Source organism: Billgrantia sulfidoxydans, assembly GCF_017868775.1.
Taxonomy (GTDB): domain Bacteria; phylum Pseudomonadota; class Gammaproteobacteria; order Pseudomonadales; family Halomonadaceae; genus Halomonas; species Halomonas sulfidoxydans.
Genome location: NZ_CP053381.1, coordinates 84,327 through 109,195, shown reverse-complemented (window position 1 = coordinate 109,195; position 24,869 = coordinate 84,327). Strand labels below are relative to the sequence as shown.

21 protein-coding genes are annotated in these 24,869 nt (G+C 68.7%); 2 read left to right on the top strand and 19 right to left on the bottom strand.

The genetic code is table 11. From position 1 onward, the window contains the following. Positions 1-53: 53 nt before the first annotated feature. The 16 genes from tssA to HNO51_RS00440 all read right to left on the bottom strand — a co-directional run bounded on the left by tssA (position 54) and on the right by HNO51_RS00440 (position 19,587). Positions 54-1,484 (bottom strand): type VI secretion system protein TssA, encoded by a 1,431-nt coding sequence (gene tssA / locus HNO51_RS00515; RefSeq protein ID WP_197449154.1) that lies wholly within the window; start codon positions 1,482-1,484, stop codon positions 54-56. A gap of 7 nt (positions 1,485-1,491) precedes the next feature. Continuing rightward, positions 1,492-2,145, bottom strand: a complete 654-nt coding sequence (gene vasI, locus HNO51_RS00510; protein WP_197449153.1) for a type VI secretion system-associated protein VasI — start codon at positions 2,143-2,145, stop codon at positions 1,492-1,494. Beyond that, on the bottom strand, positions 2,142-3,737 hold the full coding sequence (locus HNO51_RS00505) for a sigma 54-interacting transcriptional regulator (protein WP_197449152.1): 1,596 nt from the start codon (positions 3,735-3,737) through the stop codon (positions 2,142-2,144). Before HNO51_RS00505 ends, vasI begins: the two co-directional genes overlap by 4 nt. A 3-nt stretch (positions 3,738-3,740) precedes the next feature. Continuing rightward, on the bottom strand, positions 3,741-6,470 hold the full coding sequence (tssH, locus tag HNO51_RS00500) for a type VI secretion system ATPase TssH (protein ID WP_209538247.1): 2,730 nt from the start codon (positions 6,468-6,470) through the stop codon (positions 3,741-3,743). 8 nt (positions 6,471-6,478) lie between these two features. Continuing rightward, entirely contained in the window at positions 6,479-7,321 is an 843-nt protein-coding gene (icmH, locus tag HNO51_RS00495; protein ID WP_209538246.1) for a type IVB secretion system protein IcmH/DotU, read from the bottom strand. Between the two features lie 3 nt (positions 7,322-7,324). Continuing rightward, positions 7,325-8,659 carry a type VI secretion system baseplate subunit TssK gene (tssK, locus tag HNO51_RS00490; RefSeq protein ID WP_209538245.1) on the bottom strand — a complete coding sequence of 445 codons (1,335 nt, stop codon included), beginning with the start codon at positions 8,657-8,659 and terminating at the stop codon, positions 7,325-7,327. Next, the gene (gene tssJ / locus HNO51_RS00485) at positions 8,659-9,225 is read right to left on the bottom strand and encodes a type VI secretion system lipoprotein TssJ (protein ID WP_209538244.1); all 567 of its coding nucleotides are present in this window, start codon (positions 9,223-9,225) and stop codon (positions 8,659-8,661) included. The genes tssK and tssJ overlap by 1 nt, the downstream gene beginning before the upstream one ends. Before the next feature lie 26 nt (positions 9,226-9,251). Then, a complete protein-coding gene (gene tagH / locus HNO51_RS00480; protein ID WP_197449148.1) occupies positions 9,252-10,628 on the bottom strand; it encodes a type VI secretion system-associated FHA domain protein TagH in 1,377 nt (458 codons plus the stop codon). A 5-nt stretch (positions 10,629-10,633) separates the two neighbouring features. Continuing rightward, positions 10,634-11,653, bottom strand: coding sequence for a type VI secretion system baseplate subunit TssG (gene tssG / locus HNO51_RS00475; RefSeq protein ID WP_197449147.1), 1,020 nt, complete (start codon positions 11,651-11,653; stop codon positions 10,634-10,636). Beyond that, a complete protein-coding gene (gene tssF, locus HNO51_RS00470) occupies positions 11,617-13,377 on the bottom strand; it encodes a type VI secretion system baseplate subunit TssF (protein WP_197449146.1) in 1,761 nt (586 codons plus the stop codon). Before tssF ends, tssG begins: the two co-directional genes overlap by 37 nt. 59 nt (positions 13,378-13,436) lie before the next feature. After that, on the bottom strand, positions 13,437-13,868 hold the full coding sequence (gene tssE, locus HNO51_RS00465) for a type VI secretion system baseplate subunit TssE (RefSeq protein WP_197449145.1): 432 nt from the start codon (positions 13,866-13,868) through the stop codon (positions 13,437-13,439). A gap of 15 nt (positions 13,869-13,883) precedes the next feature. Further along, the gene (tssC, locus tag HNO51_RS00460; protein ID WP_197449144.1) at positions 13,884-15,365 is read right to left on the bottom strand and encodes a type VI secretion system contractile sheath large subunit; all 1,482 of its coding nucleotides are present in this window, start codon (positions 15,363-15,365) and stop codon (positions 13,884-13,886) included. A gap of 81 nt (positions 15,366-15,446) precedes the next feature. Continuing rightward, on the bottom strand, positions 15,447-15,956 hold the full coding sequence (tssB, locus tag HNO51_RS00455; protein WP_197449143.1) for a type VI secretion system contractile sheath small subunit: 510 nt from the start codon (positions 15,954-15,956) through the stop codon (positions 15,447-15,449). A 498-nt stretch (positions 15,957-16,454) separates the two neighbouring features. Continuing rightward, a complete protein-coding gene (gene dxs, locus HNO51_RS00450) occupies positions 16,455-18,380 on the bottom strand; it encodes a 1-deoxy-D-xylulose-5-phosphate synthase (protein WP_197449142.1) in 1,926 nt (641 codons plus the stop codon). A 36-nt stretch (positions 18,381-18,416) separates the two neighbouring features. Further along, complete coding sequence (gene ispA, locus HNO51_RS00445) at positions 18,417-19,301, bottom strand: (2E,6E)-farnesyl diphosphate synthase (protein ID WP_209538243.1); 885 nt, start codon at positions 19,299-19,301, stop codon at positions 18,417-18,419. Next, positions 19,291-19,587, bottom strand: a complete 297-nt coding sequence (locus tag HNO51_RS00440) for an exodeoxyribonuclease VII small subunit (protein WP_197449140.1) — start codon at positions 19,585-19,587, stop codon at positions 19,291-19,293. The genes ispA and HNO51_RS00440 overlap by 11 nt, the downstream gene beginning before the upstream one ends. Positions 19,588-19,797: 210 nt before the next feature. On the opposite strand from HNO51_RS00440, the gene serA reads away from it, so the two are divergent. Next, complete coding sequence (serA, locus tag HNO51_RS00435) at positions 19,798-21,048, top strand: phosphoglycerate dehydrogenase (protein ID WP_197449139.1); 1,251 nt, start codon at positions 19,798-19,800, stop codon at positions 21,046-21,048. A 99-nt stretch (positions 21,049-21,147) separates the two neighbouring features. On the opposite strand, the gene HNO51_RS00430 is transcribed toward serA, so the two are convergent. Next, a complete protein-coding gene (locus HNO51_RS00430; protein ID WP_209538242.1) occupies positions 21,148-21,507 on the bottom strand; it encodes a hypothetical protein in 360 nt (119 codons plus the stop codon). A gap of 122 nt (positions 21,508-21,629) precedes the next feature. Further along, entirely contained in the window at positions 21,630-22,385 is a 756-nt protein-coding gene (locus HNO51_RS00425) for an aspartate racemase/maleate isomerase family protein (protein WP_197449137.1), read from the bottom strand. Positions 22,386-22,681: 296 nt separating this feature from the next. Here HNO51_RS00425 and HNO51_RS00420 point away from each other — a divergent pair, with 296 nt between their 5' ends. After that, positions 22,682-23,590: a DMT family transporter gene (locus tag HNO51_RS00420; RefSeq protein ID WP_209538241.1), complete on the top strand. Its 909-nt coding sequence runs from the start codon at positions 22,682-22,684 to the stop codon at positions 23,588-23,590. Here the strand turns inward: HNO51_RS00420 and HNO51_RS00415 are convergent. Beyond that, positions 23,587-24,825 carry an amino acid deaminase gene (locus HNO51_RS00415; RefSeq protein ID WP_209538240.1) on the bottom strand — a complete coding sequence of 413 codons (1,239 nt, stop codon included), beginning with the start codon at positions 24,823-24,825 and terminating at the stop codon, positions 23,587-23,589. The genes HNO51_RS00420 and HNO51_RS00415 overlap by 4 nt on opposite strands. Positions 24,826-24,869: the final 44 nt, after the last annotated feature.

Below are 24,869 nucleotides of genomic sequence, written 5' to 3'. Positions count from 1 at the left end.
GATAACGTTGTCGGACACACTGCGGTGTCGGTGATGTCGCATTCGGTTCGTATTCATTTGCCCTTCTCCACCGTGCGCTCGAGGCGCTCGAGCAGCGCCGGCTCCCACTGCTCGAGGCCCAGGCCCGCCAGCGACGCCCGCACCGCGCGATAGTGCTGGGCGGCCAGCGCCGCCAGCCCGGCATCACCCAGCAGGTCGGCGCTGGCCAGCCGCCAGTAGGCGACCTCGCGCGGCGAACGCGCCTCGGCCAGGCCGCGGTCGAGGCCCGCCAGGGCCGCTTCCAGTCCTTCCGCGGCCAGGCGTTCACGGGCTTCGTCCAGGCCTTCCTGCCAGGGGTCGCCGCCGCCCGCCTGCCCCCCTGCCGTGGCACCGGCCCGCACGGCCTGCAGCCAATGACGGGTTTCGTCGTCGACGAAGGGGCTGCCGTCGTTGAAGGTCAGCGCCTCGATGCCGGGCAGACGCTCCACGAAGCGGCTCGCCTCGTCGCGAATGGCGGCGGCGCAGCGTGGGTGCCCGAGCCGCTCGGCGACGCCGGCGCTAATACGATGCCCCTCGAGCCAGTAGGGACTCACCGCCAGGCTGTTCTCGATGCGCTGCCACAGCGCGGCGTCACCGCCGCGGGACAGCGCCTCGCGATACTCCGCCACCCGATCGGCGGAAGGCGGCGCCAGTTCGGAGCGCACGCCGTCGCGGGTGGCCGGCAGCACCTGGATGACGTGCCAGATGGCATGGCGCCGGAGGCGATAGCCGAGCGGGTCGCCAGGGTTCTGCTCGCCGAGGAAGTCGGCCATTTTCAGCAGCGCCTGGCGATTGCCGCGCTCGTTGCCGGCCTCCAGGCGCATCTCGGGCAGCTTGGCTGGCGGCGAAGTCGCGCTGTCCGTCTGGCACTCTTGCGCTGGCGCACTGCACGTCGCGGGCGAGGCGTGTGCCGCGTCCCGGCTGGGGCGGGCCTGGCGCAGCTGGCGCTGCAGATCGATCAGCGCCTCGTCCGGCAGTTCGCGAGTCCTGGCCGCCTCCAGCAGCGCCTCCAGGGCGACCTCGCAGGCTTGGTGCTCATCGGCGGCATTGTCGAAATCGAGCGTCTCGGCCAAGCCCAGGGCGCGCTGGGTGAACTGGCGGAACAGCCGCGGGCGCAGCCGCTCGCCCTGGGCGCCGCCATAGGGATAGGCCTGGTCCCACCACTGCTCGAGGCTCCCTGCCAGCAGGCGCAGCGAGAGGGCAAAACGCACGCCGTCGCCGCCTCGCTGCAGGCAGTGCAGCAGGTGGCCGAGCACCTTGAGGTCCTTGCCAGTGGTGCTCAGCAGACGCACGGCCCGGGTCTCGGCGCCCTCCCAGTCGACTCCACCGTGCTGCAGCGAGCCGATCTTCATCATCTGCTCGTCGAGCCAGGCGTAGTCGGCGCTGTCGTCGAGGGGCCTGCCGACCCCCTCCGGGGGGAGCGCGGCCAGCACTTCCGTCAGTTGTGTCTGGTTGACGATGCGCATGCTCACCTCACCAGCGACAGGCGTCGCGAAGCGGCTGAACCGCTTGGCGCAGCCCGGCGATCTCGAAGCGCAGGCCGTCGAGTGCGGCCTGGTCGCTGTCGAATGTCAGCTCGTCGGCATCCAGCAGCTGCTGCAGCGTGGCGATGGCCGGAAGCCCGCGACCGCCGCTGACCACGTAGCCACCGTCGCGGGCCTGCCAGACCTGCTCCAGTTCGCGTCCCCCTGCACGCAGGCGCACCTGAACCCGCGGCGCGTCCAGCGCCTGGGGCAGGTGGAGCTGGAAGCGAGTGATGGTCTTTTCGCAGGCAATGACCAACTGCGGGCGCGGCGGCACGCTGCCCAGCGCCGGCACGCTGATCAGCACGCTGTCGCTGCGCTCGCGCACCAGCAGGCCCATGTCGTCGCCGTCACGCTCGGCCTCCTGGGCATTGATGGTGTGCCACAGCGCAGGGCGCGGGTCCTCGCTCGCCGTCGGCTCGTCGCGGGACATGAACAGGGCGTCATAGCAGCCCAGCCGCTCAAGACGCGAGGGCTCGACGGCGCACTCACGGGCCTGTGCCACCAACGCCTCCTCGGTGGTCGCTCCCCAGGCGTCGCCCAGGGTCAGGCTTGCGGCCAGCGCCAACCACGGCGCCCGGCGAAAGGTCGGGATCGAACTCATTTGGCATCCAGTTCCAACTGTCGGCACTTGTGTGCCAGGGTGCGCTTGGGCAGGCCGAGGCTCTCGGCCGCCAGGGCGCGGTTGCCGTCGAACAGCAGCAGGCGCTGGCGAATCAGCTCCGCCTCGTAGTCGCGCAGGGCACGCCTGAGGTCCTGAACGTCGTCGGCGCGTCCGCCGCGCGATGCCGGTGTGGCGACGACGGAGTCGCTCGGCTCGGCGACGCCGAGGCCAGGCAAGGCGGCGGGGGCGACGTCCTCGCCCGGGCGCGTCATGGCGCAGGCGTAGTCGATCAGGTTCTTCAGCTCGCGCACGTTGCCTGGATAGTCGCGCTCGCGCAGCAGGCGCAGTGCGGCCGGGGTGATGCCCATCTCGTCGCGGCCCTCGCGGAGGCAGAAGTCGGCGACGAAGGCCTCGGCCAGTTCGGCGATGTCCCCGCTGCGCTCGCGCAGCGGTGGCAGGGTCAGCGGGAACTGCCCCAGCCGGTAGTAGAGGTCGGCGCGAAAGCGCTGGTCGCGAATCCGCTCGCGCAGCGGCTGGTGGGTCGCCGCCACCAGGCGCAGGTCGGCGCGGCGCTCTTCGTTCGACCCCAGCGGCCGATAGCGGCCGTTCTCCAGGACGCGCAGCAGCTTGGCCTGCAGTGGCAACGGCATGTCACCGATCTCGTCGAGGAACAGGGTGCCGCCGTCGGCCTGGCTGATCAGGCCCTCGCGCGCCCGGTCGGCGCCGGAGAAGGCGCCCCTGGCGTGGCCGAACAGCTCCGATTCGAGCAGCGACTCGGGAATCGCCGCGCAGTTGATCGCCATGAAGGGCCCCGTGCTGCGCGCCGATAGGCGATGAATGGCGCGTGCCACGCGGTCCTTGCCGGTGCCGGTCTCGCCCTGCAGCAGTACCGCCAGGCTGGTCTCCGCCGCACGCACCACCTGGCTGCGCAGCGCCTGCATCGCCACGGAGCCCCCCAGCAGGTCGTCCGCCAGCCGCTCGGCCAGCGTCTGACGCCGGGCGCCATCGCTGAGCTGGGCCAGCGACTGACGCAGGTCAGCCTCGCGCTGGCGTTCGCCCTGGTGCCGGGCCAACCCCGCCCACAGCCGGCACAGCAGCGCCACGAAGGCGGTGAACTCGGGGTCGGCTTCGAGCCGGGAGAAGGCCTCCGCCTCGCCGGCCATGGCCAGCGCACCGAGCCATTCGCGCCCGCCGTCGAGGGCGCGCAACGGCCGCACCACCAGCCGCAGGCTCCCGGACAGCTCGGCCACCTGGCGCTGGAAGCCCGGATGGTCGAGCCGCGAGCGAGCCTCCGCGAGGCCGAGGCGCAGCGGCTTGCCCTGGCGAATGGCGTGGGCGTAGGGGTGACGGAAGTCGTCGCAGTCGAAGCGAACATCGTCGCCGTCGCTGCCCAGCCAGCGACCGCTACCGTCGAGGTAGAGGCAGCCGACCCAGGCCAGGCCGTGCCCGGCCAGGAGAATGCCGCCCGCGCAAGCGCGCAGCTCGGCGGGCGTGGCGCTCTCGACCAGCGCCAGCGCGCGCGCCATGCCGTCGAGGCCAGGCCCCATCGGCACGCCCTCGCACCAGCGCATGTCGATCGCCTTCGCCGTCATCGCCTATACCACCTCCGCGGTGAAGGCGCCCGCCGCATCGACGCCCAGCGCCACCCGGGTGACCGGCTCGCGCCGCGCCAGGCGGTCGAGCAGCGCCCTCGACACCGGCGGCAGCAGCTCGCCGTCGATCACCGACTCGAGCATGCGCGCGCCGTTCTCGCTGCGCGTGGCGCGCACACAGATGGCATCGCGCAGGGCCTCGTCGAGCACCACCTCGGCCTGGCGGTGGCGCGTGCGGATGCGCTCGGCCAAGGTGTCGAGCTTGGCTACCACGATGTCGCGCAGGGTGTCGGCGCCCAGCGGGAAGTAGGGCACTACCTCCATGCGCGCCAGCAACGCCGGCTTGAAGAAGCCGGCCAGCACCGGGTAGAGCGCGTCGTCCAGCGCCGCGGGGTCGTCGACGTGGGCCACGATGGCCTCATAGCCCAGGTTCGAGGTGAGGAAGAACACCACGTTCTTGCAGTCGATCAGGCGCCCCTCACCGTCGGCCAACTCGCCCTTGTCGAAGGCCTGGTAGAACAGGTTGAGCACGTCCGGGTGGGCCTTCTCGACCTCGTCGAGCAGCACCACCGAGTAGGGGCGCTGGCGAATCGCCTCGGTCAACAGGCCCCCTTCGCCGAAGCCCACGTAGCCCGGCGGCGAACCGATCAGCCGCGACACGGTGTGCTTCTCCTGGTACTCCGACATGTTGATGGTGGTGAGGAACTGGCGCCCGCCGTAGAGCCGTTCCGCGATCTGCACCACGGTCTCGGTCTTGCCCACGCCGCTGGGACCGACCAGCAGGAAGGCGCCCAGCGGGCGGCCGGGGCGCCGCAGGTCGGCGCGGGCGGTGAGCAGGTGGCGATGCACGCGCTCGATGGCCGTGTCCTGGCCCTGCACCAGCCGGCCGAGATGCTCGGGCAGCTCGGTGAGCCGGGTCAGCTCGTCGCTGGTCATGCGCTCCACCGGCACGCCGGTCCAGTCGCCGATGACCTGGGCGATCTGCGCCTCCTCGACGCTGGCATTGACCAGGGCGTACTCCTGCTGCAACTCGGCCAGGCGCGCCTCGTGGGCGGCCAGTTGGGCATGCAGATCGACATCAGCGGCAGAGTCATCCGACTCAACCGCGTCAGCCGCCGCTTCGCCGTCGATTTCGCTGTCAGCGTCGTTCTCCCCGCCGGTTTCATCGTCGATTGCAGTCTCGACTACCGGCTGCTCGGGGTTGGCCTCAACCTGGCCCGCGGCCAGCAGCTGGCGATGCAGGGCGATGATGGCATCGACGCACTCGCGCTGGTCGGCCCAGGCCGCCTCGAGCCGTTCGACCTCTGCTTCCAGCCGCGCCAGACGGACGTCGAGCTCGGCCTCGCGGGTCGCATCGGGGCTGCGCCCCAGCAGGCGCTCGCGGTCGAGCTGGTCGCGCTCGCGGCGCGCGGCCAGGTGTTCGCTCTGGAGATGGCTGAGCCGGCGCGGCGGGGTGTCCAGCGCCTGGGAGAGCCGCGCGCAGGCGGTGTCGAGCACGTCGATCGCCTTGTCGGGCAGCTTGCGGCCGGCCAGGTAGCGCGCCGAGAGTTCGGCGGCGGCGCGCAGGCCGCTGTCGCCGACCAGCACGCCGTGGGCGGTCTCGTAGGTGTCGCGCAGGCCGCGCAGGATCACCAGCGCATGATCGATGCTGGGCTCGGCCAGGGCCACCGGCTGGAAGCGCCGCGACAGCGCCGGGTCCTTCTCGAAGTACTTCTTGTACTCGCGCCAGGTGGTGGCGGCGATGGTGCGCAGCTCGCCGCGCGCCAGGGCCGGCTTGAGCAGGTTGGCGGCATCGCCGCCGCCCTCCTGGTTGCCGGCACCGATCAGGGTGTGGGCCTCGTCGATGAACAGCAGGATCGGCCGGGGCGCGGCCTTGACCTCCTCGATCACCGCCTTGAGGCGCTTCTCGAACTCGCCCTTCACTGCGGCGCCGGCCTGCAGTGCGCCGAGGTCGAGGCTCATCAGTTCGACGTCGGCCAGCGCCGCCGGCACGCGGCCCTCGACGATGCGTGCGGCAAGCCCTTCCACCACGGCGCTCTTGCCCACCCCGGCATCGCCGATGACGATGGGGTTGTTCTTGCGCCGCCGCCCGAGGATGTCGAGCATCTGATCGATCTCGGGGTCGCGGCACAGCACCGGGTCGAGCTCGCCGCGCCGGGCCTGCTCGGTGAGCGAGGTGGCGAAGCGCGCCAGGGCGCTGTCGCCCTGGGTGGCCTGGTCCTGGCGGCGCCCGCCCTCGTTCGGCTCGGCGCGGGGAGCCTCGGCGGAGTCGGCGGCCAGCCGCTCGAAGCCGCGACGCAGCCCCTCGCGGTTGATCTCGGCCAGCAGCGCGGCGCTCCTCGGCCCCAGGTAGCGTCCGACGTTGTGCAGCAGGGCAGTGAAGATCAGGCCGCTGCGCAGGCTGTCGTAGGCGAATTCGGTCGTGGCCAGCAGCCAGGCGTCCTGCAGCAGCTCGACCAGCAGCGGCGAGAAGCTCGGCGTGGTCACGGCCAGGTCGCGCGGCGGCCGTGTCTCCTCGGCCAGTCTCGCACGCAGCTCATGGACATCGATGCCCTGCCCGTCGAGCAGGCAGCGCAGGTCGCACAGCGGCTGATCGATCAGCGCCAGCAGCAGGTGGCCGGCGGTGACCTCGGGTGCCTGCTGCTCGGCGCACAGCACGGCGGCCTGTTCCAGGCCTTGACGGGAGACGGCGTTGAGGCGACCGATGAGCGCGGGAAGCTCTACCCTGAGCATGGGGACTCCTAACGGTAAATCCGATCGAGAAGGGTGCCGACCTGAGCCGCCTGCTCGTCTAGCGTCCAGGCGAAGCCGAGGTAGGTAGCGGCCATGGCGACGGCGAACAGCGCGAACACGCCCCACACCGGCAGGCCGCGGCCGCGGTGGCGACGACCCGGCATGACGTTGTCGAGCGGTCGGGTCAGGCTGTCCTCGGGGGTGTCGCCGAGTGCCGCCAACTGGTCGCCGAGGGTGCGCACGATGTGCTCGTACTCCTCTCGCCCGTCATCCATGACCCGGTAGCGCCCCTCGAAGCCGAGGCACAGGCAGAGGTAGATGAACGCCAGCATGTCGCGGTAGCACTGCGGCTCCTGCTGCAGCCGCGAGAGGATCGTGAAGACCTTCTCGCCGCCCCAGGTCTCGTTGTGGAAACGCGTGAGCAGCGAATGCTCGGCCCAGCGGCTCTGCTGACCCCAGGGCGTGCCCATCACCGCCTCGTCGATGAACGAGCAGAGTACGTAGCGGAAGGCCAGCAGCGTGGGCCGGTCGTAGCCCTGTTCGGTGAGCTCGACCTCGATCGCCGAGATCTCGTCGACCACCTGGCGATAGAGCCGATCGAGATCGCTCATGCCATCGAGCTGACGCACCCGCACCACCATGCCCAGCAGCGAGCTGGCAGCGTCCACCAGCGGATTGAGGTTGTACCCGCGCAGGCGGAACCAGTAGTCCTCGTCGGCATCGAGATGCTCGGCGTGGCTGTGGATCAGCTGCTCCAGCCCGCGTTCGTCGATGCGGTCTTCGTGCCGGCTGGGAGTGAAGCGCGCCACCGCGCCGGGGTTCGATTCGTAGTGCGTGGCAAGTTCTTGCATGGCTTAGCTCCTGATCGCCCAGAATTGCATTTCAAGCCCGGGGAACTCCCCCGCCACGTGGAAGGCGAAGCCGCTGGCGCCGTCGAGCAGGCTCCAGGCCTGGCTCTGCCGGTCCAGCCGGAAGTAGCTGTAGCCGGCGTGGTAGGGCAACTCGCGCGGCGCCACCGGCAGCGGCTCGAGCGGCACACCGGGCAGCTGCAGGCTGATGAGGTCGCGGATGCGCTCGACGCTGGCCACCTTGGTCTGCTGCAGGAACAGCTTGCGCAGCCGCTCGTGGGGCATGTCGGCGCGCACCGCGAGGATGAAGTCGGCGCTGTCGAGCAGGGCCGGGTCGGCCAGCGGCGCCACCAGCAGCCCATAGCGCCGCGACTGCAGCTGGATCGCCAGGGCACGCGGCTCGAGCACCGTGGAGAGCGCCTGACGCAGGCTCTGCATCAGCTGGCGAAAGGCACGCTCGGGATGGTCATGGTCGTAGGCCGGGTACTCCGGCGGCAGTCGCGCTTCGTCGGTGAAGGTCACCAGCTCACTGGCGGTTTCGAGCATGGTGGCGAACAGCCGCTCCGGGTGCAGGTGGCCCAGGCGGGCCAGGTGCTGGAAGCGTGGCTGGGCGCGGTTGAGCAGCTGCAGCAGCATGAAGTCGGAGACGTCGGCCACGCCGGCCTGGTGCGGCGAGGCGAGGCGATGAGCGATGTTGCGCGCGCGCTCGCGCATCAGCCCCGCCATCTCGCCGACGAAGCGCTGCAATACCGGCGCCGCCTGGACGTTGAGCAGGGTGGGGATGAACTGCTCGTCAAGCACCAGGCTGCCGCCGGGACGCCGCTCGTGGATCCGCGCCACCGCCAGGCAGGTATAGGCGCTGCGGTCGTCGCGCTCGAGCAGCAGCCGGGGAGCGACCCGGGCAACGTCGAGCATGGCGGTATCCCCGTCGCGGGAGTGCAGGTCGCGCACGCTGCGCTGGGCCAGGCGATAGCGAGTCGGCAGGTCGTCGTCGGGCCAGCGCACCTCACCCACCGCATCGGTGGCCAGCGGCAGGCACAGGTAGACGAGCTGGTTGGCGATACCGGCGTCGTCGATCTCCAGCGGCTGCGGCTCGATGTCGTCGTCGGGCAACTGGAAGGCCGTGCCGTCGGGCATCACGCCGCTGGCGCGGCTGACGGCGATGCGTCCGAAGCTCAGGTATTCGGCATTGAGTTCCAGGACCTGAAAGCCATACAGCGCATGGCTGACGCCGCGCAACCGCGCCTCGAGCAGGCCCTCGAGGCTGCGCTGCTGCTGCTGGAAGTGCTGCGGCTTGATGAACAGCCCTTCGCTCCATACCACTCGATTGCGACTGGCCATCAGTCTTCCTTCCTCAGCTCGGCTTCGTCGGCACGCAGGTGCACCAGCAGGTGGTAGTCCTCGCCGCGTGCGGATACCTTCACCACCTTCTTCCACTGCGCCTGCTCGGGGTCGCTGTAGAAAGCGATCACGCCGATGTAGCGGGCCTGCTCGTCGACCTCGAACGGCTCGTAGAACTTCCACTGCCCCGGCAGCAGGGTGAAGTCATCGTGGGTCAGGTAGTTGGTGCCCAGGGCGCCTTCGAGGTCGTCACGCAGCTGGTGATGGTCGGCCGCCATCAGCATCGAGTCGTCCTTGAGCTGCAGCACCTGGAAGCGCAGCGGCGTGCCGTCGCCCTCGAGGTTGGGATTGACGTCGTACGCAGCGAGCATGGCGAGATCGACCCGGCTCGGGCGATCCTCCGGATAGCCCACCGGGATCGAGGGATCGCGCATCACCTGCCAGGTCTTGCCGGCGGCCTCGCGGGTCGAGGCGCAGCCGCTGAGAACCAGCGCCAGCAGCGCCACTACAGCCCATTGCAAGACCTGGCTGGTCACATAACTTGCGCTCGAATGTCTTGTGCTCATGTTTCCTGCGTCCCGTACTGTTGCGTTCACTTGGCTTCGCGCTGCTGGCGACGCACCGACTGGTCGTAGGCCTGCTCGAACACCTCCCAGAACAGCTTGGCGAAGCCCTGCTGGCGGCCGGAGTTGAGCTCCTCGTAGTAGTGGCGGTACATCTCCCAAGCCCAGTTGCCCTCGTCATCGAGGCGGTTGCCGGCACCGCGGTAGGCGTGGAAGCGCTTGAGCAGCGCATCGGGGGCAAAGGCGTCGAGAATGGCCTGCAGCGCCTCGCCGATGGCCTCCTCCACCGCCGCCTGATGCTGGCCCTGGTGGCTCAGGCATTCGGCCACCGCGGCCGGCGCCGACAGGTGCACCGGGCTGCGGCGCGCGGAGAACAGCGTCTCCACCGTGCTGCGGTAGGGCTGACCCAGGCGCAGCGGGTTGTCCTCGATCGGCTGCAGGCGGCGGTCGCGCAGCGGGTAGCGGCTGTCGTCCTGGGCCCGATGCAGCGCCTGCAGCCCCTCGATCGCGGCGCGCAGGGTGTGACCGGCCTCGGCGAGAAAATTGAGCTGCTCCTCGCTGTCGGCGAAGCGCAGCTCGGCGCCCAGGGCGCGCAGCAGCGGGTCGGGGCCGGCCGTGCCGGCGCTCGCCGGCACGGCATCCTGCCAGCGCTCCTCGAGCTGCTCGCCGACCGAGCGTTCCAGATCGTTCAACAGCCCTTCATCCATTTCCCGGTTCATCTCTGTGTCGTCCTCGTGTCGTCGATTCATCGGCGCCACGCGCCGTACCTGCGTTTCATGGGGCATGGCACCGCCCCGGCCCGGCGCCTCCAGGGTGTCGAGCAGCGTTCCATCGTCGCTTTCCGCCTCACTCTCGTGAGCCAGTGCCGTGAGCGGATCGCGCTGGCTGGCGCCCGGCGTGGCCTCGCCCAGCGCCTCGAGGGGGTCGTCGCGGCGCGGCGGCGGAGCCACCGCCGGCGTGACGCGATAGGGCACCACCCCCTGCCCTGCCAGCGCTTCCTGCTCTTCATCGATCAGGGCGCTGAGCGGCTGGGCGCCGGGCAGCCCGGCCTGGCGGTCACCCAGGTGCACGCGCACGCGATACTCGCCGACCCCCAGCTCGTCGCCGTCGCGCAGGGCGACCCGGCGGTCGCGGCCCAGCGGCAGCGTGGCGTGGTTGATGAGGGTCTGGCCGCTGCGATCGATCAGGCAGAACTGCCCGTCGAGCAGGCGGATCTCGGCATGCGCCGGGCGAATGCGCCCGGCATGATCCTGCAGCAGCCAGTCGTCGCTGCCGGCGCTGCCCAGGGTGCCGCCGCTGGCCGGAAAGACGTGGCTGCTGGTGGAGCGCCCCTCGAGCCGCTCGCTGTTGAGCACGACCAGGGTGACGGCACTGGCGGTGACTCGAGGCCGGGTGAGGTAGGACATCGCGTTTACCCTGTCATCTGGATGCGTACCCGGCGCCGCCGCGAGGCGGCACCGGATTCGGGATTGACGAAAGTGGTCCAGCCGAGCTGGCAGCAGCCGTGGTCGCCGAGCCGCATCGGCTGCACCGCGCTCTCCAGCAGCTCCAGCTCCAGGTCGTAGGCCAGCGGCTCGCGCAGCACGAAGCTGACCAGCGTCTTGAGCGGGGCGTGCTCACGGCCGTCGGGCAGGAAGTCGCGGAAGCGGGCAAGGCTGAGCCCCTTGAGGCACAGGGCGAACTTGCCGCCGACGTCGGCGACCCGCTCGCCGGCCACCATGTCCTGGCCCAGGGTCATGGCGCTGCGACCGGTGCGGCTGCGCTGGTCCTCGGGGATCTCGACCCAGCGGTGCACCCACTGTTCGACGCCCACCTCGTCGAGATCGAAGCAGTGGCCGACCACGCTCTCGACCACTTCCGGGGAGCGCGAGCGCCCCGCCAGCAGGCCGGCATAGGCGAGCATCTTGCCCCAGTTGATCGGCGTCTCGCCGCGCAGCTCCTCGTCGGCCAGTCCCACCAGGGCGAATACCGCGGCGGAGAAGCCGTCGCTGGCACCGTCCTGATAGCGCACGTAGTGGCGGTATTTGCGCCAGCTGCGATGTACCAGGGTCAGCAGGCGGTGGTTGAAGAAGTCGAGGAAGTCGCGGGCGACACCTTCGTGATGGGCCGCCTCGTGGGCCAGCGACTCCAGGTAGTAGCCGGGCAACGGCGACTGGGCCCCCTGCAGGCCGAAGAAGCTGACTTCCAGCGCGTACTCGCCGCTGGCCCGAGGTTCGAGCGCCACCACATCGCTGCCCGGAAAGCCCAGCGACGCCGAGGCGCTGTAGCGCACCCGCTCGCGGCCCGGGTGCCCGTTGGCGGCACGCTCGAGATCGTCGTCGTGATGCCGGTGCAGCAGCTCGACGAGCTGGTAGAAGTCGTAGCGCCGGGCCCCCTCGATCAGGGCCGCCGGGGCTAGATCAGGGGTTGTTGGCCCGACTGCAAGGTCCATGCGTAACGTTCCTGGTTGTGACGATTGACCACATGCAGCTCGTGGAACGAGTTGATGCTGGCGTAGAGCGAAAAGAAGCGCGCCAGCACGCTGCCGAACAGGTACAGGCCGCCTTCGTCACCGAAGGCCTCCTGCTCCAGGGTCATCACCGAGCGCAGCCCGCGCACCGGCAGCCCGCGCTTGAGCCGGTCGATGGAGCGGGTCTCGATGTCGACCACCCCGGCCAGGCGCTTCTGCGACATGCGCTCGGCCTGGCGATCGACCAGCGCGCGGAAGTCGTAGGCGCGCAGCACCGAGCACAGCGCATCACGCTCGAGCAACGACAGGTAGTTGAGCGACAGGTTGGAGATCAGCGTCCACAGCAGGCTGCCGTCCAGGGTCGGGCGCAGCGCCGGCGTGGGCCGAGTGATGTTGCGATAGTCGGCGAATACCGGGCTGGTGTCGGTGGAGGCGCAGATGTCCCCTACCGCCAGGCGTTCGGGCAGGGTGCGGTTGCTGCAGGTCAGGCGCAGCGAGATGGTTTCGCGCATGCCCAGGCAGGCCTGCTCGTCGCCACGCACGAAGGCGATGTCGTGATCGAAGCCGTCACCGCGCAGGCTGTCGCGCACCCGTACCCGGAAGTAGCGCGCCTCGCGGCCGCGATCGCGCTCGATCTGGTGCTGGAAGCTCTCGAACGGGACGTACTGGCGCGGCTCGCCGCGCAGCTTGCCGCTGTCGCTCTCGAGCCAGCCCTGCACCGCATCGACGCTGAACACTTCGAAGTGCTCCGGCGCCCGGCTGCTGGGGCGAATGCGGTATTCGCTGCGCTCGCCGTTGAGATCGATGGGGTCGGCGTCATGACTGAATAGGTTGATCGCCGGCGCGCAGTAGAGCGCCAGGTGCTCGTCGCGCACCTTGGCGTCGGCCGGCAGCGTGCGAGCGAAGGCGAAGCGCAGCACGATCCGCGGCACCTGCCGCGCGGGCAGCAGACGGCCCAGCCCGACCAGGTCGACGAAATGGAAGGCCTCGGGGAAGCAAAGGTACTCCTGCAGGATGCGATAGCCCTGGTGCACGTTGCGCGGATAGGGCAGCAGCGCATGGCCGGATTCGAAGCCCACCGGCACCAGCATGTCGCGCGGCAGCGGCACCACGGTACCGTCGATCTCCAGTTCCAGGCGCGACAGGTAGTGACCCAGCCACAGGTAGAGAGTGCGCGCGGTATAGCCGGCGCCGAGATGCAGGCGCAGGTGGTCGATGCCCAACGCGTCGAGCGGCTGGTCGCCGTCCACGTCGAGGGTGAGCTCGACGATCGAGGACTCGCGGGAGTGGCGCGCCTCGACGCCACCATGCAGCAACGGGTAGAGGGTCACGTCGTGGCAGGTGCGGAATCGACAGGCGGTGCCGTCGATCGGCCGTGCCGCCAGCGTGGTGCCGGTGGCCACGTCCTGGCGACCGCTCAGTGCCCCCTGCTTGGGCGTGAACTGCATGATCGTCATGCTCGGCACCGGACGCAGGTAGTTGGGCCACAGCATGGCGATCAACGAGTGGGTCAGCTCGGGAAACTCGTCCTCGACCTTCTCGCGCATGCGCCCGGTGAGGAAGGCGAAGCCCTCCAGCAGGCGCTCGACGTCCGGGTCGGTGCTGCGCTCGGAGAGAAAGCGGCTGAGGCCGGGGTTGGCCTCGGCGAATTCCCGCCCCTGCAGCTTCAGGTAGTCGAGCTCGTCCCGGTAGTATCGATTGAGCATGCGCGCCTCATTCCCTGGTGCTGGTGTTCTTGTGTGGTTGCGTCGCTGCGCTCAGGCGCTCAGTTCAGGCATTGATAGCGTTTGTCGTTGAGCAGCAGATCGATGGTGGCCGGGCCCTGGTCGCGGCCCAGCTCCACCGTGGCATGTACCTGGAAACGCAGCTGCAGCGGGTCGCTGCCACGCGGCAGCGACTCCACTTCCACCTGCCGCACCCGCGGCTCGAAGCGTTCGATGCACTGGCGAATGGCGCGCTGGATGTTGCGCTCCAGGTCGAGCACGCCGATGGTCGCGTCGTTGAAGTCGAGTAGCCCCAGCTCCGGGGCGCACTCGCTGTGCCCCGGGTGGCTGTTGAGCAGGTCGACCAGGTGGCGCTTGATGGACTCGACGATCTCGGCAAGGCTGGCCTCGGCGACGACCTCCTCCGGCCGCCCGGGCGCCGCCAGGCGCTCGAACAGCCGGCCGCCGAGCACGCCGCCACGGTGAAGCGTCATGGCCGCGTCCTCCCCTTACTCCTTGTCCAGGCGCCCCACCAGCGACAGCTCGAAGTTGGCGCCCATGTACTTGAAGTGCGGACGCACGGCCAAGGACACCTGGTACCAGCCCGGGTCGCCCTCGACGTCGGAGACCTGGATCGAGGCGGCCCGCAGCGGACGGCGGCTGCGCACCTCGGCCGGCGGGTTCTCCTGGTCGGCGACGTACTGGCGGATCCACACGTTGAGCTCGCGCTCGAGGTCCTGGCGCTCCTTCCAGGAGCCGATCTGCTCGCGCTGCAGCACCTTGATGTAGTGCGCCAGGCGGTTGACGATGAACATGTAGGGCAGCTGGGTGCCGAGCTTGTAGTTGGTCTCGGCGGCCTTGCCCTCGGGCGTGTTGGGGAAGACCTTGGGCTTCTGCACCGAGTTGGCGGAGAAGAAGGCGGCGTTGTCGCTACCCTTGCGCATGGTCAGCGAGATGAAGCCCTCTTCGGACATCTCGAACTCGCGGCGGTCGGTGACCAGCACTTCGGTGGGGATCTTGGCCTGCAGCTGGCCCAGCGCCTCGTAGGTATGCACCGGCAGGTTCTCCACCGCGCCGCCGCTCTGCGGCCCGATGATGTTGGGGCACCAGCGGTACTTGGCGAAGCTGTCGGTGAGGCGCTCGGCAAGCAGGTAGGCGGTGTTGCCCCACAGGTAGTGCTCGTGGTCCTCGCTGACCGTTTCGCGGTAGTGGAAGGTCTTGACCGGGTTCTCCACCGGGTCGTAGGGCATGCGCAGCAGGAAGCGCGGCGCCGTCAGGCCCAGGTAGCGGGCGTCCTCGGACTCGCGCAGGCTGCGCCAGCGGGCGTACTTCGGTCCCTCGAAGATCGCCTTGAAGTCCTTGATGTTGGGCAGCTCCTGGAAGCTGTCGATGCCGAAGAAACTCGGCGCCACCGAGGAGAGGAACGGCGCGTGGGCCATGGCGCCCACCGCGGCGGTGAACTGCAGCAGCTTGATGTCGGGCGTCGAGGGCGTGAAGTCGTAGTTGCCGATGATCGCGCCTACCGGCTCGCCGCCGAACTGGCCGTACTCGGCCGCGTAGACGTGCTGGTAGAGCCCGCTCTGGCTGAGCTCGGGGGCGAACTCGAAATCCTCCAGCAGCTCCTCCTTCGTGGCGTGCAGCAGGTCGAGCTTGATGTTCTGACGGAAGTCGGTGCGATCGACCAGCAGCTTGAGGCCGCGCCAGGCCGATTCGATCTGCTGGAAGCCGCGGTCGTGGAGAATCGCGTCGACCTGGCTGCCGATCTTGCGGTCGAGCTCGACGATCATGCGGTCGACCACCGCCTTGTTGACCTGCGGCGCATCGTCCTTGCTCTGCAGCAGCTCGGCGATGAAGGCGGCCACGCCCTGCTTGGCGATATCGTAGCCTTCCTCGGTCGGCGCCATGCGGGTCTGTGCCATCACCTGATCGAGAAGGGAACCTTCGGCCTGGGCCTCGGCGGCCTGCCCCTGCGCTTGTGCCATGTCGCTCATTGTTGGTGCCTCGAATCCTTTGCCTGCCCGGCGCGCCGCCCTATGGCTCGGCGTCGCCATGGATGCGTTGTGATGGGTGCGTCAGTCGCGGGTGTCGTCCCGCGAATCCAGCAATTCGAGCTCGGCGAGCAGCTGCGCCCTCGCCTCCTCGCTCTCCATCAGCTTTTGCAGGCGGTCGCGGAAGTTGGGTACGTTGCCCAGCGGTCCCTTGAGGGCGACCAGCGCCTCGCGCAGCTCGACCAGCTTGCGCAGCTCCGGCACCTGGCGTGCCACGCTGTCGGGAGTGAAGTCCTCGAGCGACTTGAACTGGAGGTTGACCGCCAGGTCGCCGGCGTCCTCGCCCTCCTCGAGGCGATTGGGCACGCTCGCCGTCAGCCCCAGGCCGGCTTCGCGCATCACCGACTGGAAGTTGTTCTTGTCCACCGAGACCTTTTCCCGCGCCTCGATCGGCGTGGCCTCGGCGCCTCCCTTGAAGTCACCCACCACCAACAGCTTGAGCGGCAGTTCGGTTTCCGCCTGCTGATCGCCGGTGGCCGGCACGTACTTGATGTTGATGCGCTCTTTCGGCGCAACGGTTCCTTCCTTCGCCATGTTGAAGCTCCCTGGTGAGCCGCTCTGTTTGGAATCGCTTCGCTTGGTCGGCAACGCCCCACGACCCACTCGCATCGGCCCGGTGGCCCCGGGCGGATGCGGTCGACGGTAGGTGAGAAGCGTTATCCCCTTGCTCGTGAGGCGTGAGGGTAATCAGGCAGCCGGCGCTTGCCAAATGGCGCTTTGGCGGCGCCGAGGGTTACAGAGCCTTAACGCGAGGACGTACTGGCTTACACGATTCCGCTGCCATCAGCGAAGCGGTGCGGGTCGCTAGACCCGCGCAGGCACAGGACGACATGCCGAAGCGGCAATGTCTTACAAACCCTGTAGGAAATTAGCTACAACAATATAAGAAATATAGGGCAAGCCGATGCGCCAATTACCTCGGCCAACCTCATGCCGATGGGGTTGGCGAGATGAAGAAATTGCACCGCAGAGTGGAAAGAACTCGGCCGGGCGATACCCGGCCGATTGCGGCGACTTGGCGGCGAGAGGGGGTCAGCCGAGGCGAGCGCGTATCGCCGCCTCGATACCGGCGGCGTCCAGGCCGCACTCGGCCAGCAGCTCGGCGGGCTTGCCGTGCTCGACGAAGGCGTCGGGCAGGCCCAGGTTGAGCAGGGCGGCCGGTACGCCCTCGGCAGCGAGCAGCTCGTTCACGCCGCTGCCGGCGCCGCCGGCCACTACGTTCTCCTCGAGGGTGACCAGCAGCTCATGATCGGCGGCGGCGGCCAGGATCGCCTCGCGGTCCAGCGGCTTGACCGAGCGCATGTTGAGGTGCGTGGCGTCGAGAGCCTCGGCCACCTCTGCGGCCGGGCCGTTGAGGCTGCCGAACGCAAGCAGGGCAATACGCTTGCCCGTCTCGACGCCGCTCTCGCGGCGCCGCTCGGCCTTGCCGATCTCCAGCGGCTCGAGGTGCGCGGGTATCGCCACCCCCGGGCCCGTGCCGCGGGGGTAGCGCACCGCGGCGGGGCCAGGATAGTGGTAGGCGGCGCTGAGCATGGCGCGGCACTCCGCCTCGTCGGCCGGCGCCAGGATCACCATGCCCGGCACGCAGCGCAGGTAGGAGAGGTCCAGGCTGCCGTGGTGGGTGGGGCCATCCTCGCCCACCAGGCCGGCGCGGTCGATGGCGAAGGTGACATCGAGCCCCTGCACCGCCACGTCGTGGATCAGCTGATCGTAGCCGCGCTGCAGGAAGGTGGAGTAGATCGCCACCACCGGCTTCATCGCCTCGCAGGCCATGCCGGCCGCCAGCGTCACCGCATGCTGCTCGGCGATGGCGACGTCGTAGTAGCGCTCCGGGTACTCCTTGGAGAAGCGGATCAGGTCGGAGCCTTCGCGCATCGCCGGGGTGATACCGATCAGGCGCTCGTCGACGGCGGCCATGTCGCACAGCCACTCGCCGAAAACGTTGCAGTACTTGGGGGACTTCTTCTTGGCCGGTGCGACGGGCCGGCTCGTCGGCGCATTGCCGTTCTTCTCCGGCTCACTCTTTTCCAGCTTGGTGATGGCGTGGTAGCCGATGGGGTCGGCCTCGGCGGGCAGGAAGCCGCGCCCCTTGCGGGTCTTTACGTGGAGGAACTGCGGGCCGTCGAGGTCGCGGATGTTGCGCAGGGTCTGGATCAGGGTGGGCAGGTCATGGCCGTCGAGCGGGCCGATGTAGTTGAAGCCCATCTCCTCGAACAGCGTGGCCGGGCTGACCATGCCCTTCATGTGCTCCTCGGTGCGCCGCGCCAGCTCCAGCGCGCCCGGTAGGCGAGAGAGCACCCGCTTGCCCTCTTCGCGGAAGGTAAGATAGGGCTTGCTCGACAGGATGCCCGCCAGGTAGCTGGCGATACCGCCGACGTTCTCGGAGATCGACATCTCGTTGTCGTTGAGCACCACCAGCAGGTTGGCGTCCAGGTGGCCGGCATGGGCCAATGCCTCGAAGGCCATGCCGGCGGTCAGCGCGCCGTCGCCGATCACCGCGCATACCCGGCGCCGGTCGCCCCGGGTGGCGCTGGCCAGGGCCATGCCCAACGCTGCCGAGATCGAGGTGCTGGAGTGGCCCACGCCGAAGGTGTCGTAGGGCGACTCGGCGCGCCGCGGGAAGGCGGCCAGGCCGCCGTATTGGCGAATGCTGGGCATCGCCTCGCGCCGCCCGGTGAGGATCTTGTGCGGATAGGCCTGATGACCGACATCCCACACCAGCCGGTCGTGAGGCGTCTCCAGCGCGTGGTGCAGCGCCACGCTGAGTTCCACCACGCCCAGGCCGGCACCGAAGTGGCCGCCGCTGCGGCCCACGCTGTAGAGCAAGTAGGCGCGCAGCTCGTCGGCCACCTGCAGCAGTTGGGCATTCGTCATGGCCCGCAGTGCCGCCGGCGTGTCCAGCGAATCGAGCAGCGGGGTCAGCGGGCGCTCGACTGGAATTACATCGTAGAGCTTCATGTACGGTTCGGTCGTCCTGGCTGTCATGCCGTGTGGCTAGTGGTCGCGCTCGATCATGTAGCGGGCCAGCTGCGCGAGCGGCTCACCCGCTTCGCCCAGTGGCGCCAGGGCCAGCAGGGCCTCGTCGGTGAGCTCGCTGGCCTTGCGCCGGGCCCTCTCGAGGCCCAGCAGTGCCGGATAGGTCGGCTTGTCGCGCGCGGCGTCGGCCCCCGAGGTCTTGCCCAGGGTCCGGGTATCGCCGGTGACGTCGAGAACGTCGTCGTGAATCTGGAAGGCCAAGCCGAGTGCCGTGGCGTAGCGATCCAGCGCCCCGACGCGGGGGTCGTGTTCGGCCACGGCGGTCAGCGCCCCCATACGCACGGCGGCGCGAATCAGCGCACCGGTCTTGTGGGCGTGCATGGTGGCCAGCGCCTCCACGTCAGGGTGGCCGCCAACGGCGGCCAGGTCCAGCGCCTGGCCGCCGACCATGCCGTCGCGCCCGGCGGCGCTGGCCAGCGCCAGCATCAGGGCCGGCAGGCGCGGGTGGGCGGCACGAGCGAGCACTTCGAAGGCCAGCGTCTGCAGCGCATCGCCGGCGAGTATCGCCGTGGCCTCGTCGAAGGCGCGGTGCACCGTGGGCTGGCCGCGGCGCAGGTCGTCGTCGTCCATGGCCGGCAGGTCGTCGTGAACCAGCGAGTAGGCATGGACCAGCTCGATGGCGGCGGCCGGGGCATCGAGCGCCTCGTCGCTCGCCCCCAGCGCGCGCCCGGCCAGGTAGACCAGCAGCGGCCGCAGGCGCTTGCCGCCCACCAGCAGCCCGTGGCGCATCGCCGCCTCCAGCCGCGGCGCCGCGGCCTGGCGGGCGTCGAACAGCTGCGCCAGGCAGGCGTCGACACGTGCCCGGTCGGCGGCCAGGTGGGCCGCGAACGAGTCAGCGTTCACTCTCGTCCTCCCCCGCTGGGGCGTCGAAGGGGGCAAAATCGATGCTGCCGTCGGGGCGCTCGATCAGGGTGCGCACCCGCAGCTCGGCTTCGTCCAGCCGGCGCTGGGCGTCACGGGTCAGGCGCACGCCCTGCTCGAACGCGGCGAGCGAGCCCTCCAGCGACAGCTCGCCGGACTCCAGCCGCTCCACCAGCTGTTCCAGTCGCTCCACGGTAGTGGCGAAATCGGCCTCGGCCTCCTCGCCTGCCGCCATCTCGCTTGACGCTTGCTTGTCACGCTCGGCCATGACACCTCTAGCTCGTCGCCGCTGATCACAGGAGGCACAGTATACACGCCCTGCCTTGTACGCACTGCCCAGGAAGGCCTGACCGCCCCCCGCAACGTGCAGCGTGCTCATCTTCGCGACGCAGCATTTTCATCTTCGCGCGTAGCGGTTGTGTTACCATGAGCGCCCTGTTTCCAGCACGCGGCGCACCAAGAAGGGGTTGATTCGACCATGGCCAAAACGTCCCTGGACAAGAGCAAGATCAAGATCCTGCTGCTCGAGGGCGTCCACCAGAGCGCGGTGGACAATTTCCTGAATGCCGGTTACACCAACATCGAGCATCTGCCCACCTCGCTCGACGAAGCCACGCTGATCGACAAGATCCGCGACGTCCACTTCCTCGGCATCCGCTCGCGCACCCAGCTCAACGAGCGCGTGTTCGCCGCCGCCGAGAAGCTCAACGCCGTGGGCTGCTTCTGCATCGGCACCAACCAGGTCGATCTCAAGGCGGCGCTCTCGCGCGGCATCCCGGTATTCAACGCGCCCTACTCCAACACCCGCTCGGTGGCCGAACTGGTGCTGGCCGAGGCCATCATGCTGCTTCGCGGCATCCCCGAGAAGAACGCCCGCGCCCACCAGGGCGGCTGGCTGAAGAGCGCCAAGGCCTCCCACGAGGCGCGTGGCAAGACCTTGGGCATCGTCGGTTACGGCAACATCGGCGCCCAGCTCTCGGTGCTGGCCGAGTCGCTCGGCTTCAACGTCATCTTCTATGACGTGGTGACCAAGCTCGGCATGGGCAACGCCAGCCAGGTGGCGAGCCTCGAGGAACTCCTGGCGCGTGCCGACGTGGTCAGCCTGCACGTGCCCGAGCTGCCCTCCACCAAGTGGATGATCGCCAAGGACCAGCTGGCGCTGATGAAGCCCAGCGGCATCCTGATCAACGCCTCCCGCGGCAGCGTGGTGGTGATCGAGGACCTGGCCGAGGCGCTTCAGGCCGGCCGCCTCTACGGCGCCGCCATCGACGTCTTCCCGGTGGAGCCCAAGGGCAACGACGAGGAGTTCGTCAGCCCGCTGCGCGGCCTGCCCAACGTGATCCTCACCCCGCACATCGGCGGCTCCACCCTCGAGGCCCAGGAGAACATCGGCATCGAGGTCTCCGAGAAGATGATCACCTACTCGGACAACGGCACCACCGTCACCTCGGTCAACTTCCCCGAGGTGGCACTGCCCGCTCACCCGGACAAGCACCGCGTGCTGCACATCCACGACAACGTGCCGGGCGTGCTCTCCGAAATCAACCGGGTGCTCTCCGAGAACGACATCAACATCTCCGGCCAGTACCTGCAGACCAACGAGAAGGTCGGTTACGTGGTCATCGACGTCGACAAGGCCTACGGGCCACAGGCGCTCGAGGCGCTGCGCCAGGTCGAGCACACCCTGCGCGTGCGGGTACTCTACTCCGAGACCAACTTCGAGGAGTAAGGGCCGGTTACACCTCAAGCCGTCGCGCTCCCGGCGCGGCGGCTTCTTGCTTCGCCGCACCCGGCCGCGTTCGCGCGTGCCGGCACCCGCTCCGGGTTGCTAGAGGCTCTGGATATCGATCACATAGCCGACGATCGGGTAGCCGGCTTTGCGGGCGGCCTTCTCGGCCTCGAGCTGGGCTTCCAGCTTGGAAATGCTGGTGGAGCGATGCTCGAACACGGTGTCGACTTCCAGCTTGCGCGTTCTCACCGCGAGCCGAACCAGGTGTCCGGTCTTGTAGGACTGGGCAGACTTCCCGGCCGCTTCCGTGCCGGCACTCTTCTTCTTGCCGCGACTTTGTTGCTCGTCCTTCTTATCGCCCAGCAGGTCGCGCGCCGGCGACGGCTCGTGGCCGGGCTTCATGAAGGCATCGATCTCGCGCTTGATGCTCCGCTCGAACTCGCTCAGTTCGTCGCTCATTCATCCTCCAATGACAGATCTTCGCGCCCTGTTTGGAACATATCAGAACCGCTTCTCATGACTTCCTAACCCAGGTTATGGCCTACAGACAGCGCCACGCCTCGGTGCCGTCGATGGGGATGTCAGGCGTGCGGCAAGTTGGTCTCGGTGAGCGCCTGTAGATAGCGGGCCGGACCACCGCGACGCTCCAGCAACCGCAGGCCCGCCCACAGGCTCACCTGGTTCGCCGTCAGCACCATTCGGCCAGCCTCACGCTGCATCGCCTCGACCAGCTCGAGGGTATTGATTGCCGTATCGGGCACCAGCAGGGGGTTGCGCGACGCCCCGTGTTCGTTGGCGAAGTCGCGTACCGTCGTGACGATGTCGAGCCGGTGGGAGTCGGCCGCGTAGGGACAGTTCAGCGCCTGCAGGTTGTCCACCTTCACATCGCTGTCGTGCAGGAACTGCACCAGCTGTTCCGTGACCTCCGGTGGGTAGGGGCTCAGCAGGTCGACCCGGCGCTGATCGAGCGCGGCCAGGGCAGCGCGAAACGCCATGGCGGTACTGGTGACGGGCACACCGAGCCAGTGCGAAAGCTCGCGGGACTGGCCAATAGACCACTCCAGCCCGCCGATGAAGCTGCCGCTGGTGCAGGCCCAGACGACCGCCCGGGCCCCGGCGTCCCTGACCAGCGACTCACCCACCGCAGCGAGGCGATCGGTAGCGCCGAGCGCCATCAGGGCGGTGTGTTCATGGTGGCCATCGCTGAGGACCTTGCCAACGGCGATGGTCGGCAACTCATCGGCGTCAGGTTTGCTCCGCTGGTCCAAACCGTACCATTCGTAATCGGGCGGACCATCCTCGGGTAGCAGGATACCCAGACACTGTGCGTCTTTCATCGATACCTCGCGGTCGATCATGCCTGACATGGCAGAGCGGCAGGGATGCTATCCCCCGCGCCCGGCAGAACACTTGCGTTCAGAACTTGCGTGCAGAAAAGGGGAGGCGCACGGCCGCGCGCCCCTAAGCAAGATGCCAGATATGACGCCCCGGTTCACGACCGTCCCGTGTGATGGCTCGTTCAGGCACAGCAGAGCCTCGATTCCCTCCTGCCGGTTCGACGCAGAAGCCATTGCTGTGCTAATGATTATGCTTCGAAGCGCACTCGCGCATTCCCTATGCCAAGGAAGACCGCATGCCAACTGCCGCCGCCTACGTGATCGTAGTGCTGGTATGGGCCACCACGCCACTGGCCATCAAGTGGAGCGCCGAAGCGGGAGCCCCCGTGGGCAGCGTGCTGTTGCGCATGGCATTCGCCTTCCTGGCGGGGCTCGTGGTGCTGATGGCAATGCGCCGTGGCCTGCGTAGGGACAAGCAAGCCATGAAAAGCTACGCAGCGGCGGTTCCCGGGGTGTTTGGCGCCATGGCATTGAGTTATCACGCCTCGATGACGCTACCCTCCGGCATGATGTCGGTGATGTTCGGCATGGCACCGCTGGTCTCGGGGCTGATCCTGCAACTGCTGCCCGGCGCCGTGAAGCTGCGCCGCTGGCACTGGTTCGGTTGCACGCTCGGCGTGCTGGGGCTGGCCGTGGTATTCGCCGACAGCCTGGTACTGGGTAGCGACCAGCTGCCGGCCCTGCTGATGATGCTGCTCGCCGTGACCCTGTTCAGCGCCAGCGGCATCGCCGTGCAGCGTGTGGCCGCCGGTCTCGGCCCGCTGGAGCAGACCCTGGGCGCCCTGGCCCTGAGCCTGCCGTGCTTCCTCGTGCTGTGGCTGGCCAGCGGCGAGCCCTTGACGGTACCGCTGAGCTCACGTGGCCTGTGGTCGGTCATCTACCTGGCGCTATTCGGTTCGCTGCTCGGCTTCCTTTGTTACTTCCTGATTCTTTCACGTCTCTCGGCGGCTACCGTGGCATTGGTCACGCTGATCACGCCGGTGCTGGCCCTGGGCCTGGGCATGACCTTCAATCAGGAACAGCCATCGTCCTCGATGCTGACGGGGGCGGTCCTGATCCTGGTAGCGCTCGGCGCCTACCTGTTCGGCGACCGGCTGGCGCGTCTGAAAGTGGAGCGGGAGCTGCAACGTCCCCGAGGCAGCTAGAAGCAGGTCTGCATCACCTCGATCACCTCGAGCCGCTCATCGACGCGACAGATGCGTCGCCACTTGTCGAAGGTCAGGCAGGGGTGGGAAACGCCGAAGGCGACGATGTCGCCTACCCGTGTCCGTCCGTTGGCAGCGCCGGCCTCGCCCTCGTCCGGGGGGAGGGTGATGAAGGCGTGCTGGTCCATCAGCTTGGTCAATTGCCAGCCCTCCACCGGCAGCGGGCGCTGTCGTTCGTCACCTTCCCGATAGCGCCGCAGCGGCTCGGGCAGCTGGTCGTGACCGATGTCGCGCTTGCCCATGCCGATGACGGCGAGTCCTGGCTCGGGCAGCGAGACCACCTGGGCATAGACTTCGAGCGCCGGTTTGAGCCCCCGCTCAAGCTCCGGACGACGCGCGAGGACCTCGCGCTGGGCCTGGCGATAGATGCCGTGGTCGTGCACCACATAGCAGCCGGGGCGCAGCACCGGCACGAACTGTTTGCCCAGGTGCGCCTCGTGGAACACCCCCGCGATCATGTCGTACCAGGCCGAGCCGGACGCGGTGATCAGCGGCTGCGAGGTTTCGAACAGGGCATCGCGCACCAGACCCTGGGCCGCCTCGACCAGCTGCCAGGCATAGGCGCGCACGGCGCGCTCGGGGTCGCTGCCATGCACTACCCCCTCGTAGCCCTCGAGGCCCGAAAGCACCAGCGACTGCTCGCTGTCGATGCGCTCGGCCAGGGCCATCACCTCGTCGGTGTCGCGACAGCCGCAGCGTCCGCCGGGCACCCCCAGCTCGATCAATACCTTGAGGCGCAGGCCTCGGGCGGTGAAATAGCGCGCCAATTGCTCGACGTTGGCGATGCTGTCGACCACGCAGTAGAAGTCGGCCCCGGCCTCCAGCAGCCCGGCGACGATCGCCATGTTGGCCTCGCCGACGAGCTGGTTGGCCATCAGCAGGCGATTGACGCCGTGGCGGAAGGCCGCCCGGCACTGGACAGCCGTGGCCAGGGTGATGCCCCAGGCGCCGGCGGCGAGCTGGCGCTGGAACAGCTCGGGACACATGGTGGTCTTGCCGTGGGGAGCCAGACGCGCGCCGTGGGCATCGCAGAAGCGCTGCATCCAGGCCAGGTTGTGGGCCAGCGCCGGCTCGTGGATCACGGCCGCGGGCAGGCTGACGTCGGCCAGCAGCCGGTTGCCCGTTTGCGGCGTGCCCTTGTGCAACTCGTCATGATTGTGGTTGGAATCGTTCATGCTTCGCTCTCGCGGGTGCACACCTGGCGGTAAGCCACACCCTC

What these genes read in the sequence shown, in the direction of transcription:
- tssB (WP_197449143.1), bottom strand. Translation starts at nt 15,956, where the DNA reads ATGGCGAAGGAAGGAACCGTTGCGCCGAAAGAGCGCATCAACATCAAG.
- tssE (WP_197449145.1), bottom strand. Translation starts at nt 13,868, where the DNA reads ATGACGCTTCACCGTGGCGGCGTGCTCGGCGGCCGGCTGTTCGAGCGC.
- tssJ (WP_209538244.1), bottom strand. Translation starts at nt 9,225, where the DNA reads ATGAGCACAAGACATTCGAGCGCAAGTTATGTGACCAGCCAGGTCTTG.
- HNO51_RS00420 (WP_209538241.1), top strand. Translation starts at nt 22,682, where the DNA reads ATGCCAACTGCCGCCGCCTACGTGATCGTAGTGCTGGTATGGGCCACC.
- HNO51_RS00505 (WP_197449152.1), bottom strand. Translation starts at nt 3,737, where the DNA reads ATGACGGCGAAGGCGATCGACATGCGCTGGTGCGAGGGCGTGCCGATG.
- tssH (WP_209538247.1), bottom strand. Translation starts at nt 6,470, where the DNA reads ATGCTCAGGGTAGAGCTTCCCGCGCTCATCGGTCGCCTCAACGCCGTC.
- tssC (WP_197449144.1), bottom strand. Translation starts at nt 15,365, where the DNA reads ATGAGCGACATGGCACAAGCGCAGGGGCAGGCCGCCGAGGCCCAGGCC.
- tssK (WP_209538245.1), bottom strand. Translation starts at nt 8,659, where the DNA reads ATGGCCAGTCGCAATCGAGTGGTATGGAGCGAAGGGCTGTTCATCAAG.
- vasI (WP_197449153.1), bottom strand. Translation starts at nt 2,145, where the DNA reads ATGAGTTCGATCCCGACCTTTCGCCGGGCGCCGTGGTTGGCGCTGGCC.
- tssG (WP_197449147.1), bottom strand. Translation starts at nt 11,653, where the DNA reads ATGGACCTTGCAGTCGGGCCAACAACCCCTGATCTAGCCCCGGCGGCC.
- HNO51_RS00425 (WP_197449137.1), bottom strand. Translation starts at nt 22,385, where the DNA reads ATGAAAGACGCACAGTGTCTGGGTATCCTGCTACCCGAGGATGGTCCG.
- HNO51_RS00415 (WP_209538240.1), bottom strand. Translation starts at nt 24,825, where the DNA reads ATGAACGATTCCAACCACAATCATGACGAGTTGCACAAGGGCACGCCG.
- HNO51_RS00430 (WP_209538242.1), bottom strand. Translation starts at nt 21,507, where the DNA reads ATGAGCGACGAACTGAGCGAGTTCGAGCGGAGCATCAAGCGCGAGATC.
- dxs (WP_197449142.1), bottom strand. Translation starts at nt 18,380, where the DNA reads ATGAAGCTCTACGATGTAATTCCAGTCGAGCGCCCGCTGACCCCGCTG.
- HNO51_RS00440 (WP_197449140.1), bottom strand. Translation starts at nt 19,587, where the DNA reads ATGGCCGAGCGTGACAAGCAAGCGTCAAGCGAGATGGCGGCAGGCGAG.
- tssA (WP_197449154.1), bottom strand. Translation starts at nt 1,484, where the DNA reads ATGCGCATCGTCAACCAGACACAACTGACGGAAGTGCTGGCCGCGCTC.
- serA (WP_197449139.1), top strand. Translation starts at nt 19,798, where the DNA reads ATGGCCAAAACGTCCCTGGACAAGAGCAAGATCAAGATCCTGCTGCTC.
- tagH (WP_197449148.1), bottom strand. Translation starts at nt 10,628, where the DNA reads ATGTCCTACCTCACCCGGCCTCGAGTCACCGCCAGTGCCGTCACCCTG.
- tssF (WP_197449146.1), bottom strand. Translation starts at nt 13,377, where the DNA reads ATGCTCAATCGATACTACCGGGACGAGCTCGACTACCTGAAGCTGCAG.
- icmH (WP_209538246.1), bottom strand. Translation starts at nt 7,321, where the DNA reads ATGCAAGAACTTGCCACGCACTACGAATCGAACCCCGGCGCGGTGGCG.